13 protein-coding genes are annotated in these 15788 nt (G+C 67.0%); 6 read left to right on the plus strand and 7 right to left on the minus strand.

The annotated features are described in order from the left end of the window. Positions 1 to 16 precede the first annotated feature (16 nt). From GPA22_RS17760 to GPA22_RS17785, 6 genes are all read right to left on the minus strand, one after another. A complete protein-coding gene (locus GPA22_RS17760) occupies positions 17 to 2695 on the minus strand; it encodes an arsenate reductase (azurin) large subunit (RefSeq protein ID WP_169257394.1) in 2679 nt (892 codons plus the stop codon). 11 nt (positions 2696 to 2706) lie between these two features. After that, positions 2707 to 3297, minus strand: a complete 591-nt coding sequence (locus tag GPA22_RS17765; protein WP_169257395.1) for an arsenate reductase (azurin) small subunit — start codon at positions 3295 to 3297, stop codon at positions 2707 to 2709. A gap of 10 nt (positions 3298 to 3307) precedes the next feature. Continuing rightward, positions 3308 to 4447 carry a cytochrome-c peroxidase gene (locus GPA22_RS17770; protein ID WP_169257396.1) on the minus strand — a complete coding sequence of 380 codons (1140 nt, stop codon included), beginning with the start codon at positions 4445 to 4447 and terminating at the stop codon, positions 3308 to 3310. A 10-nt stretch (positions 4448 to 4457) separates the two neighbouring features. Beyond that, the gene (locus GPA22_RS17775) at positions 4458 to 5564 is read right to left on the minus strand and encodes a cytochrome-c peroxidase (protein ID WP_169257397.1); all 1107 of its coding nucleotides are present in this window, start codon (positions 5562 to 5564) and stop codon (positions 4458 to 4460) included. A 149-nt stretch (positions 5565 to 5713) separates the two neighbouring features. Beyond that, a complete protein-coding gene (locus GPA22_RS17780) occupies positions 5714 to 7123 on the minus strand; it encodes a sigma-54-dependent transcriptional regulator (RefSeq protein ID WP_169257398.1) in 1410 nt (469 codons plus the stop codon). Next, entirely contained in the window at positions 7098 to 9425 is a 2328-nt protein-coding gene (locus GPA22_RS17785) for a PAS domain-containing sensor histidine kinase (RefSeq protein ID WP_169257399.1), read from the minus strand. The genes GPA22_RS17780 and GPA22_RS17785 overlap by 26 nt, the downstream gene beginning before the upstream one ends. A gap of 242 nt (positions 9426 to 9667) precedes the next feature. Here GPA22_RS17785 and GPA22_RS17790 point away from each other — a divergent pair, with 242 nt between their 5' ends. The 6 genes from GPA22_RS17790 to GPA22_RS17815 all read left to right on the plus strand — a co-directional run bounded on the left by GPA22_RS17790 (position 9668) and on the right by GPA22_RS17815 (position 14743). Beyond that, positions 9668 to 9964, plus strand: coding sequence for a hypothetical protein (locus tag GPA22_RS17790; RefSeq protein ID WP_169257400.1), 297 nt, complete (start codon positions 9668 to 9670; stop codon positions 9962 to 9964). 6 nt (positions 9965 to 9970) lie between these two features. Further along, a complete protein-coding gene (locus GPA22_RS17795) occupies positions 9971 to 11233 on the plus strand; it encodes a multiheme c-type cytochrome (protein ID WP_169257401.1) in 1263 nt (420 codons plus the stop codon). Positions 11234 to 11447: 214 nt separating this feature from the next. After that, positions 11448 to 12062 carry a sigma-70 family RNA polymerase sigma factor gene (locus GPA22_RS17800; protein ID WP_169257402.1) on the plus strand — a complete coding sequence of 205 codons (615 nt, stop codon included), beginning with the start codon at positions 11448 to 11450 and terminating at the stop codon, positions 12060 to 12062. Next, complete coding sequence (locus GPA22_RS17805) at positions 12059 to 12250, plus strand: anti-sigma factor family protein (RefSeq protein ID WP_169257403.1); 192 nt, start codon at positions 12059 to 12061, stop codon at positions 12248 to 12250. Before GPA22_RS17800 ends, GPA22_RS17805 begins: the two co-directional genes overlap by 4 nt. 49 nt (positions 12251 to 12299) lie before the next feature. After that, entirely contained in the window at positions 12300 to 13475 is a 1176-nt protein-coding gene (locus GPA22_RS17810) for a YeeE/YedE family protein (protein WP_169257404.1), read from the plus strand. Positions 13476 to 13561: 86 nt separating this feature from the next. Further along, positions 13562 to 14743 carry a trans-sulfuration enzyme family protein gene (locus GPA22_RS17815; RefSeq protein WP_169257405.1) on the plus strand — a complete coding sequence of 394 codons (1182 nt, stop codon included), beginning with the start codon at positions 13562 to 13564 and terminating at the stop codon, positions 14741 to 14743. Between the two features lie 11 nt (positions 14744 to 14754). On the opposite strand, the gene GPA22_RS17820 is transcribed toward GPA22_RS17815, so the two are convergent. Then, the gene (locus GPA22_RS17820; protein ID WP_169257406.1) at positions 14755 to 15597 is read right to left on the minus strand and encodes a DMT family transporter; all 843 of its coding nucleotides are present in this window, start codon (positions 15595 to 15597) and stop codon (positions 14755 to 14757) included. Positions 15598 to 15788 lie beyond the last annotated feature (191 nt).

The raw sequence follows: 15788 nt of genomic DNA on the forward strand, positions 1-15788 counted from the left end.
CGCCGCACGGGGTCGATCAGACGATGTTGCGCGGCTTGAGGCTCATCCGTGCGAACTCATGCTTGTACGGCGATTCCCCGACCTTGCTCACAGCGCCGCGGCCGAGCTTGTAGCGGTAGTTGTTTGTCATCGGGTCCGGCACCGCCGAGACCACGGCGTTGGCGGGCGACTTCGGGAAGTTGAAGTTCGCCTTCGCGACGCCCGGGCGCATCTCGTCGGAGACGATCGCGACGGTGCGGAAGCGGCCGACCGTGGTCGTGATGTGACCATCGCGCATCAGGTCGTTGAAGTTCAGATCCGCGTCGAGCACGCCCTGCGGCTGGCCGGTCTGTACATACACGGTGTCGTTGACGACCTCGACGTAGTCGCCCGATTCGATGCCGCGTTTGGCCGCGTCATCCGGATGGATGAACAGGAAGGCTTCCGGCCAGCGCTGCGACAGGTAGGGCTTGCGCAGATCGTCGAAGCCCGACTGCCAGGTCTCGTTCACGCGCCCGTTCGTCACCCACAGCTCGTCCTTCTCCGCGCGTGGCTTCACCGCTTCGTAGAACTGGATCCAGCCGGCGTACTTCCACGGCGACTTGAGCAGGACCGCCTTGCCGCTCTGGGTGTTGAAGGCGTACAGCGCGGGGATCTGCACTTCGGGCCCTTCCATCTCGCCCCAGTCGTTGGCCGGGTCGTGCAGGCGCTGGGTGCCGACGAGCTTGCCGTCCCTGACGCGGATCGGAGTCTGGATGCCGGTCGTCCCGTAGCTGCGCAGCAGTTCCTGCGCCTTGATGCCCTTCTCCTTGGCCTGCATCGCGAGCGGGTGGTAGTTCAGCACGCCGGTGCGCGAGAAGCGGGCCGCTTCCTCGAACACGTCGTTGGAATCCTTCCATGCGTAGCTGCCATCCTTGTCGAAGCCCATCTTGTGCGCGAACTTCTGCACGATCCACCAGTCGGGCTTGGCCTCGCCCGGCGCGTCGTAGAACTTGCTGTACAGGCGCAACCGGCGCTCGGAGTTGCAGCGGGTGAAGTTGTCCTCGCCCCACGAGGCGACCGGGAACACGATGTCGGCGAACTCGGTGCCGACCGGCACGACCGGGTAGAGGTCGGAGTTGGCCATCACCATGCCGCCCGAATCGACGCGCTTCTTGAGCGTCTCGAAGATCGCGGCGCGGTCCAGGCTCGTGATCTGGTGCGGGTTCTGCGCGGTGAGCTCGCGCATCTTCTCGGCCAGCGCGTTGGAGCCCATCATCGCTGCGACCCAGGTGGTGCCGATGACCCACGCGAAACGCAGCTTGCCTTGCGTGAGCCACAGGTCGAGGTTGAAATCCTTCTTGCGCCGTCCGGGATACTTTTCCGGGGACAGCCAGCCCGAGCCGCCGCCGGCCGACAGGCCGCCGCGCTGGTGGCCGCCGCCGCGCGAGATCATGCGCCCGGGGCGGTTGCCCGAGCCGCAGATCAGCCCGAGCGACGCGAAGGACGTCGTGTTCATGTAGTTGTTGGACCAGTAATTGCCCTTCTCGCACATGAACGAGGTCTTCGGCATGCTGCCATCGGCCTTGGGCTTGGCGATCCACTCGGCGGCCTTGCGGATATCGTCGGGGTTCAGGCCGGTGATCTTCGCCGCGACGTCGAGCTTCGATTCTTCCTGTGCGACGATGAATTTCTTGTAGTCCTCCCAGTCGCTCTGCCAGGTGCCCCAGGTCGTGCGCCACTGCCAGCCAGTATTGCGTGTGCCGCGGCCGTAGCCGGAGTCGACTTCCCAGGGTTTGGCGATCCACTTGTCGATGAACGCCTGGTCCTGCCAGTTGTTCTCGATGATGATGCGCGCGAGCGCCATGTGCAGCACCGTGTCGGTGCCGGGGATGACCGGCAGCCACAGGCCGCGGCCTTCGCGGATCGACCAGGCGACCCCCATCGTCTTGTGCGGCGTGACGAAGATGAACTTCTTGTCCCCCGGCATCATGTGCGAGGTAAACAGCGTGGTCTTGGTCTCGTAGGGATCGACGCCGGACAGGAAGGCGACGTCGCACATCGCCCAGTCCTCGTAGCTCGACGCGAAGGAGTCGATGCCCGCGTCGTCGAGACCGGTTGCGTCGTTGGTCGCGGAACACTTGTCGTGCCACGCGAACGAGGGCGTGCCCACCGAGGTCATCGCGAGCTTGGTGATCGCGTAGACGTTCTCGAAGTACTGGTAGGAATGCGACTTCACACCCCACGCGTGCTCGCCGTACTTCGCCAGGATGTACTTCGAGATGTCGGCCATGACCTCGGTCGCGAGGTCCCAGCTCACCGGGGTGAGCTGGCCGTTCACGCGCAGCATCGGGTGCTGCAGGCGCTCGCGGGTGCGATTCGACGGGTTGTAGCACTTTTCGGCCAGCGTGCCGCCGCGGATCGAGTGGTTGCCGCCGATGTTGACCACGGTCGCGTCCTTGTCGGGCACCACGACGACGTGGTGCGGCTTGCCCTTGTGCGTGACGACGTTGTGCATCGCCGGGCTGACCCACGAAGACATCATCATCTGGTGCGGAAAGTCGGCGCCGAGCGCGTTCTGCGCGGCCTTCGCCCCGCCGTCCTTGCCCACCGGCCAGCGATACACCTTGTAGCCGCAGGCGATGGTGCAGTAGTCGCAGGCGGTCGTGAGGACGTCCGCGTCCTTCGGCGGCAGGGGCACGAAGTCGGGGGCCTTGTAGCTGTCTTGCTTGCTCATCTCGATCTCCTTCACGCGCGGCCCGCGGCCGTCATGGTGCTGTAGCCATAGACCAGGCCCATCACGCCGACCGCATAGATGTCGTCACCCTGCACTTCGAGCATGATCTGCGGCAGGCTCTCGGTGGCGTGACCCGAAGCGACCATGCCGTGGCGCGTCAGGTCGAAGGTCGTCAGGTGTAGCGGACAGGGGCCGAGCACCTGGTGTTTGGGTTTGTAGGTGCCGTCGAGCGGGCCGCCCATGTGCGTGCATTGCTGGTTGAACGCGACGATGTCCTTCTGCGGGCCGATGCCGCCGCCCGCCTCCACGCCAAGCTTGACGAGGATGTTGCGCACGTCGGCGTAGGGATAGTTGAAGCTGATCGGCTCGCCGGCCTTCAGCGCCGACAGGCTGCCAATCTTCTGGCGCGGATAGCCCGCCTTCAGGAGCTGCGCGGCTTCGGCGAAACCGGGCACGCCGCCCAGGCCGACGAGCGCGAGGAAGGCGCCGCCGGAGAGCAGGAAGCTGCGCCGGCTCATGCACGCGCGCCCGCCCTCGTGGTGATGGTCGTGGCCGTGGTCGTGCTCGGGGGCCGACTGGATCTGGATCGTCTTGTGGCTCATGTTCGGCTCCTCATTTCGCCGGCGCCGGCAGCGGCTGGTAGTCGCCCGGCAGCTTGGGGTCGTCGTGGATCAGCGGCTCGGTCATCGACAGCGCCTCGATGAAGGCGACGAGGTCCTTCTTCTGCTGCGCGGTCAGGCCGAGCGCCTTGATCAGCGGGCTCTTGTTGGTGCCCGCTTCGCCGCCGCGGTCGTAGAACTCGACCACCTCGTCGAGCGTCGTGAACACGCCGTTGTGCATGTAGGGCGCGGTGTATTTCACTTCGCGCAGCGACGGGGTGCGGAACTTGCCGGCATCCTTGGGATTTTTCGTCACGTAGAACAGGCCGTAGTCGCGGTCGGCGTTGCGGTAGCGGTTCTCGCTCACGCCCTTCTGGTAGTGCTGCCAGCGGTGGGTGACCTGCAGCAGCGGGTCGTCCTTGAAGCCGGGGTGGTCGGTCAGCCCGAGGTCGTGGAACTGCTGGTCCGAGGCGAGCGCGCCGTTGTGGCACTGGATGCAGCCGGCCTTGCCGTTGAAGAGCGCCATGCCGCGTTTCTGCGCGGCGTTAAGTGCTTTCTTGTCGCCGTTCATGTAGCGGTCGAAGGGCACTTTCGATGCGTCCGACACGACGGTGCGCTGGTAGGCCGAGATCGCGCGATAGGCGTCGTTCATGCGCGGCCATTCCGCGCCGAACACTTTCCTGAACGACTCGACGTACTCGGGGATGAAGCGCAGGCGCATCTCCATCACCGAGGGGTCGCCGTTGCCGGCGATGCCGCCTTCCGCAGCTGCTGCGGCCTGCGTTTCCAGGCTGGTGACGCTGCCTTCCCAGAATAGCTTGTTGTAGTAGGCCGAGTTGATGATGGTCTGCGAGTTGCGCCAGTGCTTGGTGCCGGGGTAGCCGCGCGACAGCGCGTTGTTGTCGCCCCAGCCGAGCGCCGGCAGGTGGCAGGAGACGCAGGGCATCGAGCCGTCGCCCGACAGGCGGGCGTCCCAGAAGAGCTGCTTGCCGAGTGCGATCTTTTCCGGGGACTGCGGGTTGTCCTTGGGGGGCGAGACCGGCGGCAGCGGCGCGAGCGGCGGGAAGGTCTGGCCGGTGGCGGCCGTCGCAGTGAGCAGCGCCGCGAAGGAGGCGGCGATCGCCGAGAGCTTGAGCGTTGTGCGGGTTTTCATCGTGCGTCCCTCAGTTCTTGCCGAAAGTACGGACCTGCATGTCGGGCTGGCCGGGGTTCGTGACGACGACCGGATCGCCCGACAGCGTCAGCAGGAAGGCCACGAGCGCCTTCTGTTCGCCGACCGAGAGGTTCAGCGGCTTCAGCACGGAGCCCTCGTCACCGCCCCGGTTGTAGAACGCGACGACCTCGTCGAGCGTCGCGAACACGCCGTTGTGCATGTAGGGCGCGGTGTATTTCAGGTCGCGCAGCTGTGCGGTCTGGAATTTGCCGATGTCGGCGGGCTTCTTGGTGATCGCGTAGGCACCGACGTCGGTGCGTGCGCTCATGTAGTTCGGCATGCCGCTGGTGGCGTAGTGGCGCAGCATCGTGATCGTGCGCAACGGGTTGGCGAGCACGTCCGGATGCTCGGGCACGCCGGTCCTGTGCAGCTTGCCGTCGGAGCCGATCGGACCGTTGTGGCAGGCGACGCAGCCCGCCTTGCCCTTGAACAGCGCGTAGCCTTCCTTGGCCTCGGCGCTGATCGCGTCGGCGTCGCCCTTCGCGAAGCGGTCGAAGGGCGCATTCGTGGTCTCGAGGCTGCGGATGAACTCGCCGATGACGTTGAACACGCGCATGCCGTTGATGTCGTCGTTGCGCCACTTCTTCCACAGCGCGTCGTACTCGGGCACCTGCTTCAGGCGCTCCTGCATCAGGCGCCCGTCCATGTTCATCGTGTGCGTCTCGGTGATCATGTCGCGCACGAGGGTGCCGGCGTCGGAGCCGTCGAGGCGACCATCCCACAGAAAGCGCTGCCGGTGCTTCGCATTGAGTACCGTGGGGACGTTGCGGAAATACTCCATCGACGGATAGCCGGTCGACAGCGCCTGGCCGTCGCCCCAGCCCTTGGCCGGGTCGTGACAGGACGCGCAGGACCTGCCCCAGTCGCCGGACAGGCGGCGGTCGAAGAAGAAGTATTTGCCGAGTTCGATCATCGCGGTGTTGCCCGGCTTCACCTCGGGCATCGGCGCGAGGTCGGGAGCGGCCCCCTGGGCGCCGTGAGGGAGCAACCAGGCCGCCGCAGCCATGCTGCAGGCAGCGAGGAGGCGCCCCGTACGCGTGTTGTTCGTCGTATTCATGATTTCCCCTTGCACGAAGAAAAACCCAACTGCTACAAGGGGTATTGCAAGCCCTGTGCCATCTTCCATGGCACATGAAAGATTCAAAAAATCATGGGTTTGCTGGCGGAATTGGAAAAACGGCCGGTGGTTGGAAATTGATCGGGCGATCAGTTTTTGACCGGTTGAAAACCATCCTCGTCACCTTCGCCCGCGCCCGGTCGCAGCTCGTATTCGCGCAGCTTGGTGCGCAGCGTGAGCCGGGTGATGCCGAGGATCTCGGCCGCGCGCGTCTTGTTGCCGGCAGCGTGCTCCAGTACGCGCAGGATGTGCTGGCGCTCCACCGCGGCCAGCGACATGGTGGCCGCGCCCTCGCCCGCCGTCGCGGCGCTCTCCCCGCGTGCGGGTGCGGGCGCGTGGCCGAAGGGCAGTTGCTCGACGGTGATGACGCCGTCGGACGCAAGGATCGCGGCGCGCTCCATCACGTTGCGCAGCTCGCGGATGTTGCCGGGCCAGCGGTAGGCGAGCAGGCGCGACATGACCTCCGACTGGATCGCCGGGCTCGCCATGCCCAGATGCAGCGCGGCCTGCTCCAGGAAGTGGCGCGCCAGCGGCAGGATGTCGGCGGCGCGTTCGCGCAGCGGTGGCACGGCAATGCTGCCGACGTTGAGGCGGTAGAAGAGATCCTCGCGGAAGCCGCCGTCGCGGACCATCGCGGGCAGGTTGCGGTGCGTCGCGGCGACGAAGCGCACGTCGACGCGGATCTCCTTGCTGCCGCCCAGGCGGCGGAAGGTCTGCGTCTCGAGCACGCGCAGCAGCTTCGGCTGCAGGGCGGGCGACAGGTCGCCGACCTCGTCGAGGAACAGCGTGCCGCCGTCGGCCAGTTCGAGCAGGCCCTTCTTGGCCTGGCGCGCGTCCGTGAAGGCGCCCTTCTCGTGGCCGAACATCTCCGATTCGAGCAGCCCTTCGGGCAGCGCCGAGCAGTTCAGCGTCACCCACGGTCCCGCGGCGCGGGCCGACAGGCTGTGGATCGACTGCGCGATGTGTTCCTTGCCGGTGCCCGACTCGCCGAGGATCAGCGCCGGCACGCGCCCCGCGGCGGCGATCTTGCGCGTCGTCTCGAGCAGCTCGCGGAACGCGGCGCTGTCACCGATCAGCCCGGGCACGACGTCTCCGCCCGCCTGCGCGCGGCGCCATTCGACCTCGCGCCGCAGTTGGCGCGTCTCGAAGGCCCGCCGGATCAGGCTGTCGAGGTCGTCGAGGTCGAATGGCTTGTTGATGTAGTCGTAAGCCCCCGCCTTCAGTGCCGCGACCGCTGTGCGCACCTCGGGGTAGGCCGTCATCGTCACGACCAGCGCGTCCTCCTCGAACTCGTGCAGGCGTGCGATCACCTCCAGTCCGGGAATGTCGGGCAGGCGCAGGTCGAGCAGGATCAGCCCGAAGCGCGTCTCGCGCGCGAGCGCCAGCCCGTCGAGGCCGCAGGCGGCGGCCTGCACTTCGTAACCCTTGCGCGACAGCAGGCCCAGCAGGGTCAGGCGCAGGGTCTCGTCGTCTTCAATGATCAGGATGGTGTTGCTCATGCCCGCTCGCGGAATGTATTGGCCACAGCAGCGTGAAGCAGCTTCCATGCCGTCCGTCGCTGCTCACGGCGATTTCGGCCCCGTGCTCCTGCACGATCTTGTGCACGATGGACAGGCCGAGGCCCGAGCCGCCCTCGCGAGTCGTGAAGAAGGGCTCGAAGATGCGCCGCTGCAGCGTCTCCGGGATGCCCGACCCGCTGTCGCGCACGTCGATGCGTACGCGCCCGCCGTCCGCTTCGGCCGCGATGTCGACGCTGCCGCCGTCGGGCTGCGCGCGCAGCGCATTGATGACGAGGTTCAGCAGCACCTGCTTGAGCTGCGCGGGGTCAGCGCGCAGTGGCGGCAGCACGTCGGGGATGTGCGTGGTGATCTCGACCTTCTGGTTGCGCGCCTCCTTGCGCGTCCAGAACAGGATGTCGGCCAGTGTCTCGCCCAGTGGTGTCGCGCGCAGATCGGGCGTGGTGGGCGCGGCGAAGCCGTGGAAGGTGCGCAGGAAATCCGAGAGTCGGTCCGTTTCTCCTTCCAGGCGACGCAGTGCCTCGAATACGCCGGGGGGCAGGTCCTCCTCGTACTGCAGGGCCTGTGCGACGGCCTTCATGCCCGCCAGTGGATTGCCGATCTCGTGCGCGAGCCCCATCGCGAGTTCGCCCATCGTCGCCATCTTGTCCATCTGGAACATCTGGCGGTCGAGCTCGCGGCGCTCATCCTGCAGGCGCCGCTCCTCGCTGATGTCGCGCGCAACGACCACGAACGAGCGGCCGCCACCGACATCGCGCACCGAGGTGATCGACAGCGCAAGCACCCTCCCCCGTGCCTTCAGATCGCGACGCGTGGGCATGTCGTCCGCGACATCGACGGCGATGCCAGGCCATTCGCTCCAGAATTCCGCCAGACGAGCACCGGCCACGTCGGCATGGAAGCCGAGGAGCTCCCGTGCTGCGCCGTTTGCCAGCGTGATATCGCCGTCTTCGCCAACGACCAGGATGCCGTCGCCGGTGTGTTGAATGATCGCCGCAAGCCAGGCGCGCTCGTGCACGAGTTCCCGCGTTCGGGCGCCGACCTCATCCTCGAGCCGGTCACGATGCGCGGCGAGTTTCCCGTAAAGCTCGGAGAGGCGATCGGTCATCGCGTTGAACTTGGTGCCGAGGTCCGCGATTTCGTCGTCGCCCGAAATGCTCACGCGTCGCGTGAAATCCCCGCCGGCGATCGCTTCCGTCTCCTGCGCCAGGGCGTCCACGGGACCCAGAAGGCGGCGGGACAACGCGTATCCGCCGATCGCCGTCACGATCATTGCGACAACGAGCACGGCATACAGGACGTACAGGTTGACGATGGAAAAGAACAGCGTCTGTTGCGCCACGTCCACCGCGATCACCCAGCGTCCCCCCTTCGTGTCGGGATAGGCCGCGCCGAATTCGACCGGTGCATACGCAACAATCCGTTGACCGGTCATCATCGTTCCCTCGCGTCCGCTCACGACCGCCGCAAGATGTGACGCGCCGAACACGTCCTTGAGGACATCGACCGACTTCATCGCGAAGCCTGATGCGGCTTCGCGCGACCTCGACAGAAAATGTCCGGAGCGATCGAACAGATACGCCGTACCACTGCGTGCAACCGCCATCTGCTCGATCTGTGCGAGCAGGATGTCGGCATCGAGATTCACCACCAGGATGCTGTCGGTACGCTCTCCCCGTTCGCCGAGCGCGACCGCGACCCGCACGACCGGACGCTCCGGGGTTTCGATCCGGCCGAACTCGACGTTCAGGTCGAGCGGAGAGACATACAGGCTGCCGGGTTCGAGCTGCACCGCCTCGCGGAAATAGTAACGATCGGATTTGTCCTGCAGGCCTGCCTTCGAGACCACGACCACGTCATGGCCGCGCCGGTCGACGCGCACGCGCTCCTGGCCGTCGCGGCTGAGGAAACGGATCTGATAGATATGCGGATAGGTCGACGCGAGCGCACTGTAGTCGTGCTCCAGACGCTGCGTGGCTGCTCGTGTGCGGGAGTTGTCTCCCTGCCGGATCGCGCTGCGCAACTCCGCGAGAGCCGGCGCTTCGGCCAGATAGCGCAACTCCGCGGAGAGTTGATTGAAGAAGAGCGACACGCCATTCGCCCGAACGGACACTTCCTGCCCCAGATGGCGCAGGGTTTCTTCGCGCAACTGGTAGACCGAAAGCGTCACGCCGATGATGCCGGCAATGCCGGTAGGGATGGCCGCGGCAGCGAGAAATGCGAAGTAGATGCGCCGCGCGAGGCCTCGGCCGCCAAGCGTGCGCCTTAGTAACCGATCCAGCAAGGGACCTCCGTGCGTCGGTACGGCAGCGACCGCGGCGCGGTACTCCGGACCGGAGTCGCACGGTTTCGCGCCTTGAAGCGTTCCGGGCACGGATCTTCGCATGAAATGCGCTTGCGCAGCGTCCGTGTAGCAACTGCTTGTAAGGAATCTGCGTTACCGTTCGACCAAGCATCGGGACCGCATGATGTGTGTCCTGCCTGCAAAGGCGTTCACATCCATTCTCTCGACGAAAAGGATTTCTCATGAAGACCTTATCCCGCAAGACCGTGTCGCTCGGGCTGGCTGCACTTGCCGCTGCTGCCTTTGCACTGCCCGTGGGAGCGGCCGAAGGCGCCGCCGCCAACCCTTGTGCGGCGAAGACGATGAACCCGTGCGCGGCAAAGAACCCCTGCGCGGCCAAGTCTTCCGGCGACGCCAAGAAGAAAGTCGCCAACCCCTGCGCCGCGAAGACCGCCAACCCGTGCGCTGCCAAGAACCCGTGCGACGCCAAGAATCCGTGCGCGGCGAAGGCCGCCAACCCTTGCGCGGCCAAGAAATAAGCGGCCATGGCGATCGGGAGCCGGCCGGTCGAGTGCGTCGCATTGGCGCTGACGCTCATGCTGACGGCCTGTGGTCCCGATCGCAGTTCGTCCCCGTCGCCCGCGGCGTTGCCGGCGGTCGATGATCAGTCGTTCCTGAAACAGCATTGGGCACGTCCGCTCGCGCCCCAGGGGACACCTCCTGCGGGGTTCGGCCCGTTGGAGGTTTCGCTCGCCCCGTCAGCATGCGGGCAGTGCCACGTACGCCAGTTCGAGGACTGGCAGACGGCGCTGCACAGCAAGGCGATGGGCCCGGGGCTGGTGGGCCAGCTGCAGGAGATGGATGCAGGGGCCGTCGACGATCATCAGGCGTGCCTGCGTTGCCATGCGCCGCTTGCCGAACAGCAAACCGACCTGCAGCAGTTCCTGGCAGGGACCAGGACAGCTCCTTCGCGGCCCGACGGCGCTGCTTTCACCGACGGCCTGACGTGCGCCGGCTGTCATGTCCGGCAGAATCAACGATTCGGTCCGGCGCGCCGTGACGGCAGCGGACCGGCGGCCGGAGTCGTGCTACCGCACGACGGCTGGCAGGTCGCGGCGGCCTTCGAGGATTCGCGCTTCTGCGCCGCGTGTCATCAGTTCGAGCCCGACGGCTACAGCCTCAATGGCAAGCTGCTGGAGAACACCTACGAGGAATGGCGGGAAAGCCGCTATGGCCGCGAGAATCGCAGCTGCCAGTCGTGCCACATGCCCGACCGGCGCCACCTGTGGCGTGGCATCCACGACCCCGAAATGGTGAAGTCGGGGGTCGCGATGGAATTTCCGGAGCCTTCGATCGCCGCAGGCCGGGTGACGGCCGGATTCACGATCGCCAGCCGCGGCGTCGGCCATGCCTTTCCGACCTACGTCACGCCGCGGGTCATCGTCGAGATCGGCCAGGCGGGCCAGGACGGTGCCCTGCTCCCGGAGACGCTCGAGCGTCATGTGATCGGGCGCGACGTGAGCCTGGACCTTTCAGAGGAGCGTTCCGATACCCGCCTCCTGCCCGACGAGTTGCGCCGCTATCGCTACAGCCGGCCGCTCGCCGCCACGGCGGTGGCACTCGTCGCGCGTGTCCGCGTCGAACCGGATGCCTTCTACGCCGAGTTCTACCGCGCGACCCTGCGCGACCCGGACTTCATCAAGGGCCGCGAGGCCTTGAGCGCCGCCCTCAGGCAGGCCGAAGCTTCCGGTTACGTGCTGTACGAGTCGCGGCAGGCCCTGGCCACCGCGCAACGGCCGGCCCCGTGATGTTTGGACGATGATCGATCCGTGCGGCTGTAAGGATTCGCCGCCTGGCACGACGAATGCCCATGACCCCCTGTTTTGTGGTCGGTGGGTCGTGCCTGATAACGAATCGGTCCCGGAGGGCCGTCGCCGCGATGCTTTCCGCAGGTCCGGCCTCGGCAGAAGGGGTATAAGGATCATCTGAAGAATCCGTGATGGCGACCGCGACCGACAAGCGATGACCACAAACGACGCACGAGCGAGGGAAATCCTGTGGGACGATCCGGCCATCGCGCTGATCCGCCGCGACATGCTGCGGTTTGCGCAGTTGCAGCTGCGCGACGCCGGTGCCGCCGAGGACATGGTGCAGGAGGCGCTCTTCGCCGCGATGAGCCATGCGGAAAGCTTCGCCGGGCGGGCGGCGCTCAAGACCTGGGTGTTCGGGATCCTGAGACACAAGATCGTCGATCACCTGCGCGCCTCGTCGCGCGAGATCTGCGGCGCGGACCTCGTCGATGCGACGGGCCCGGATGGCTGCATGGAGGACTTCGACGCCCTCTTCGACCGGCGTGGCTTCTGGAATCCCGAGGACCGGCCGGCCACGTGGTCCGACCCGGAGGCGTCGTTTTCGCAGAAGGAATTCTGGGCAGTGTTTGAAGCCTGTCTCGACCATCTGCCGGCCCACATCGCGCGTGTCTACATGATGCGGGAATTCCTCGAGCTCGATACCGGTGAGATCTGTCGACAACTTGGCATCACCACCGGCAATTGCTGGGTGATCCTGCACCGCGCCCGCCTCGGCCTGCGCGCATGTCTGGAGAACCGCTGGTTCCACGGAGAGGCCGCCACATGATGAACTGCAAGGAGGTGACCCGCCTCTTGTCCGAAGGGTACGAGCGAAACTTGACGCTGCGCGAACGCCTTGCGCTGACGCTGCACAGGATGGCATGCATCGGCTGCAACAACTACGGGAAGCACCTCGAATTCCTGCACAAGGCGGCAAACCGGCTGCGTGAAGGCAGGGACGACGTGACGCCCTGAGCAGGGCGTCCTGTAGTACAGAAGGCCGCAGGCTTGCACGGGATGGCGCATGAGCTCGATCCGATCCTCGAAACCATCGGCGGTGTCACCGCCCGCTGAATTCGTCGCGCCGCGCGGGTTGCGGCGGCCGTTCGCGGGATTCGTCTGGCTCGCGCTCGCCGCAACGGTTGGCGCAGCCGCATATTCGGCGCAAGGTGGGCGCCATCTCGCGCTGTATGCGGTGAGCCTGCTGCTCGGGGTGACGCTGTTGCGGAGCGAGTTCGGCTTCACCGGCACTTTGCGGCGCTTCGTCGTCGATCGCGATCCGCTCGCCCTACGCGCACCGCTGGCGCTGCTTGCGCTGACGACGCTCGTGCTGGCTCCGGCACTTGCCGCCGGCGACGCCTTCGGCCAGCCGCTCGGGCCGGCGGCCGCTCCGGTCGCGGTGCAGGTGGCCGTCGGCGCCCTGCTCTTCGGCATCGGCATGCAGCTCGGCGGCGGCTGCGGATCGGGCACGCTCTACGCGCTCGGCGGCGGCAGCGGTCGCATGCTGGTCGTGATCGTTTGCTTCTGCGCCGGCTCCTTTCTCGCGAGCCTGCACATGGACTGGTGGGCGGCGCTGCCCACAGCCGAAACCGTCGTGCTCGGCGAGCGCTTCGGCTGGCCGCAGGCCGCGGGGTTGCAAGCGGCGCTGATCGCCGGCTGGTGGTGGCGGCTCGGGCGTCCGCATCGCCCCCCTGCCTTGCCGGCGCACCGTGCACGCACGCCGTGGATCGCCCTCGTCGCGCTCGCGTTCCTGAACCTCGCAACGCTACTGCTAGCCGGCCACCCGTGGACGATCACCTGGGCCTACGCACTGTGGGGTGCGAAGGCGGCGATGCTGCTGGGCTGGGAGCCGGCGAGCGCAGCGTTCTGGCAAGCGCCGTTCCAGTCGGCCGCCCTCGCCGGCGGAATCCTCGACGACGTCACCTCGCTGATGGATATCGGGCTCGTGCTCGGGGCGGCGGGTGCGGCGCTGGCGGCCGGGCGCTGGGCGCCGCGCTTCGACCTGCGTCCGGGCGCCGTGATCGCGGCAGTGCTGGGCGGGCTGCTGATGGGATACGGTGCGCGCATCGGCTTCGGCTGCACGATCGGCGCGCTGCTCTCGGGGGTGGCCTCGACCAGCCTCCACGGCTGGCTGTGGTTCGCGGCGGTGCTTCCCGGCACTTGGCTGGGCGCCAGGCTCCGCCCGCGTTTCGGTCTGTAGGCCGGCGCCGAAAACGCGTATCCGGCGCCCCGCGGGAAATCTTTGGTGCAACAATTCGGGGATTCTTCCGAGTCGGGAGCATCCCAATGCATCATCTGCGTACCCGTGCCGTTCATGCCGGTCAGAAGCCTGACCCCGCGAGCGGCGCGATTGCCACACCCATCAACCAGACATCCGCCTTCGCGTACGGCACGCTCGGCAACGGTGCCGCGATCTTTGCCGGCGAGGCGGACGGCTATCGTTACAGCCGTTTCGCCAATCCGACGGTCAAGGCGCTCGAGGACAAGATCGCCGACCTGGAAGGCGCCGAGGCGGCGGTGGCGTTCAGCAGCGGCACGGCCGCGGTGTCGTCGACCGTCCTTGCCCTGCTCTCGCCCGGCGACGAGATCGTGTTCCTCGGGCCGCTCTACGGGGGAACGGAAAGCCTGTTCAACGCGTTCGGCGGGCGTTTCGGCATTCGCGTCGTCGATGCCGCGGAGCGCGGGCTCGAAGCGAGCCTGTCGCCCGCGACGCGCCTGATCTGGGTCGAGACGCTGACCAACCCCACGCTGCGCCTGCACGACCTGGCGGCCGTCGCGGCGCTTGCACGGGCGCGCGGCATCACGACGGTCGCCGACAACACATTCTGCTCGCCGTGCCTGACCCGTCCGCTCGAACACGGCATCGATCTCGTGATGCATTCGATGACCAAATACCTCGGCGGACATGGCGACAGCACGGGCGGCGTCCTCACCGGCGCGGAGCGGCTGATCGCCCCGGTGCGGGCAACCGGCCTCGGGCACGTCGGCGGCAATCTCGCACCGAACGAGGCCTTCCTGATCCTGCGCGGCGTCAAGACCCTGCCCCTTCGCATGGCGGCACATTGTGAAGGCGCCGCCGAGGTCGCCGCCTTCCTGTCGGCGCATCCCGCGGTTGCCGCGACGCACTATCCCGGGCTGGCGACACACCCGCAGCACGCGCTCGCGCGCCGGCAGATGGACGGCGGCTACGGCGGTATCGTGTCGTTCGAGCTGGCACGAGGCACTCGTCGCGCGGCGGCGGCCCTGCTGGACAACCTGAAGCTGTTCACGCAGGCGGTGTCGCTGGGCGATGTCGACAGCCTCGCGTGCCATCCAGCGAGCACCACGCACAGTTTCGTTTCTCCGGAGGCGCGGGCGCGGAGCGGGATCGGCGAGGGACTGATCCGCCTCAGCGTGGGGATCGAGCACCCGCAGGACCTGATCGCCGACCTGGGCGCGGCGCTGGCCGCGAGCCTTGCCGCGGCCTGAGCGGAGGCGGCTTACTGCCGCTTCCGGCCCATGATCACCGCGGCGATGCCCGTCAGCACCGCCACGGAGGCCAGGATCAGGCGCGGGGTGATGGCTTCGTCGAGAAACAGCGCGGCGCCCAGGGTCGCAATGACCGGCACGCTCAGTTGCACCGTCGCGGCGCTGCTCGCCTGCAGGCCGGGCAAGGCGCTATACCAGACGGCATAGCCCAGCCCGGAAGCCAGGGCGCCCGACGCTACGGCATACAGGACGCCCATGGCATCGGCGTCGAGCTGCGGCAGCATCAGAAGACTCAGTACCGCCGCGAAAGGCAGCGCGCGGATGAAGTTGCCGCCGGTACTCGCGGCGGGATTGCTGCCGCCCCGGCCGCGCAGGGAATAGATGCCCCAGGCGACACCGGCCACGATCATCAGCAGGGAACCTTCCAGTGGCGGTGCCGACAGCCCCGGCCGCAGCAGGATGACCAGGCCCGCGAACGCAAGCACCAGCCCCCCCGACTGCACGATGCCCAATCGTTCGCCCCGCCACAGACCGTAGCCGATCATGGTGGCCTGGACCGCGCCGAACAGCAGCAAGGCCCCGGCTCCGGCCGGCAACGTGAGGTAGGCGAAGGAAAAACCGGCCGCGTAGGCGAACAGTGCGGTCGCCGAAAGCCAGTTCCCGTGGTACGCGGACGCGCCGTCGCGCAACCGCACGATCAGCCACAGGATGAGCGCCCCCGAAGCCAGACGGATGCTCGTGAAGCCCGTAGCGTCGATGTGCGCTTCCCGCAACGCCAGGCGGCACAGCAGGGAGTTGGCGGCAAAGGCGATCATCGCCAGCGTCGTCAGCAGTACCACCCTGGTTTTGGTCATGCAGTTATTCCGTAACTGCCGGCGAGGCCGGCGATTCGAGGGAGAGACTTCGGGCCAGCCCTTGCAGTAAGCGGAGGCGCCGGTGATGGGCGCCATGACGCTCATCGAACGCGGTGACGAGTTTGTCATCCGCCCGCTCCGCGTGGGTAAGCGCTGCACGGCAAGCAGAATGCCCTACCCTGCAATCGCCG

The sequence above is a fragment of the Aromatoleum toluvorans genome (genome assembly GCF_012910905.1).
Taxonomy (GTDB): Bacteria; Pseudomonadota; Gammaproteobacteria; order Burkholderiales; family Rhodocyclaceae; genus Aromatoleum; species Aromatoleum toluvorans.

What these genes read in the sequence shown, in the direction of transcription:
- GPA22_RS17790 (WP_169257400.1), top strand. Translation starts at nt 9,668, where the DNA reads ATGAAGACCTTATCCCGCAAGACCGTGTCGCTCGGGCTGGCTGCACTT.
- GPA22_RS17800 (WP_169257402.1), top strand. Translation starts at nt 11,448, where the DNA reads ATGACCACAAACGACGCACGAGCGAGGGAAATCCTGTGGGACGATCCG.
- GPA22_RS17810 (WP_169257404.1), top strand. Translation starts at nt 12,300, where the DNA reads ATGAGCTCGATCCGATCCTCGAAACCATCGGCGGTGTCACCGCCCGCT.
- GPA22_RS17760 (WP_169257394.1), bottom strand. Translation starts at nt 2,695, where the DNA reads ATGAGCAAGCAAGACAGCTACAAGGCCCCCGACTTCGTGCCCCTGCCG.
- GPA22_RS17815 (WP_169257405.1), top strand. Translation starts at nt 13,562, where the DNA reads ATGCATCATCTGCGTACCCGTGCCGTTCATGCCGGTCAGAAGCCTGAC.
- GPA22_RS17775 (WP_169257397.1), bottom strand. Translation starts at nt 5,564, where the DNA reads ATGAATACGACGAACAACACGCGTACGGGGCGCCTCCTCGCTGCCTGC.
- GPA22_RS17820 (WP_169257406.1), bottom strand. Translation starts at nt 15,597, where the DNA reads ATGACCAAAACCAGGGTGGTACTGCTGACGACGCTGGCGATGATCGCC.
- GPA22_RS17770 (WP_169257396.1), bottom strand. Translation starts at nt 4,447, where the DNA reads ATGAAAACCCGCACAACGCTCAAGCTCTCGGCGATCGCCGCCTCCTTC.
- GPA22_RS17780 (WP_169257398.1), bottom strand. Translation starts at nt 7,123, where the DNA reads ATGAGCAACACCATCCTGATCATTGAAGACGACGAGACCCTGCGCCTG.
- GPA22_RS17805 (WP_169257403.1), top strand. Translation starts at nt 12,059, where the DNA reads ATGATGAACTGCAAGGAGGTGACCCGCCTCTTGTCCGAAGGGTACGAG.
- GPA22_RS17765 (WP_169257395.1), bottom strand. Translation starts at nt 3,297, where the DNA reads ATGAGCCACAAGACGATCCAGATCCAGTCGGCCCCCGAGCACGACCAC.
- GPA22_RS17795 (WP_169257401.1), top strand. Translation starts at nt 9,971, where the DNA reads ATGGCGATCGGGAGCCGGCCGGTCGAGTGCGTCGCATTGGCGCTGACG.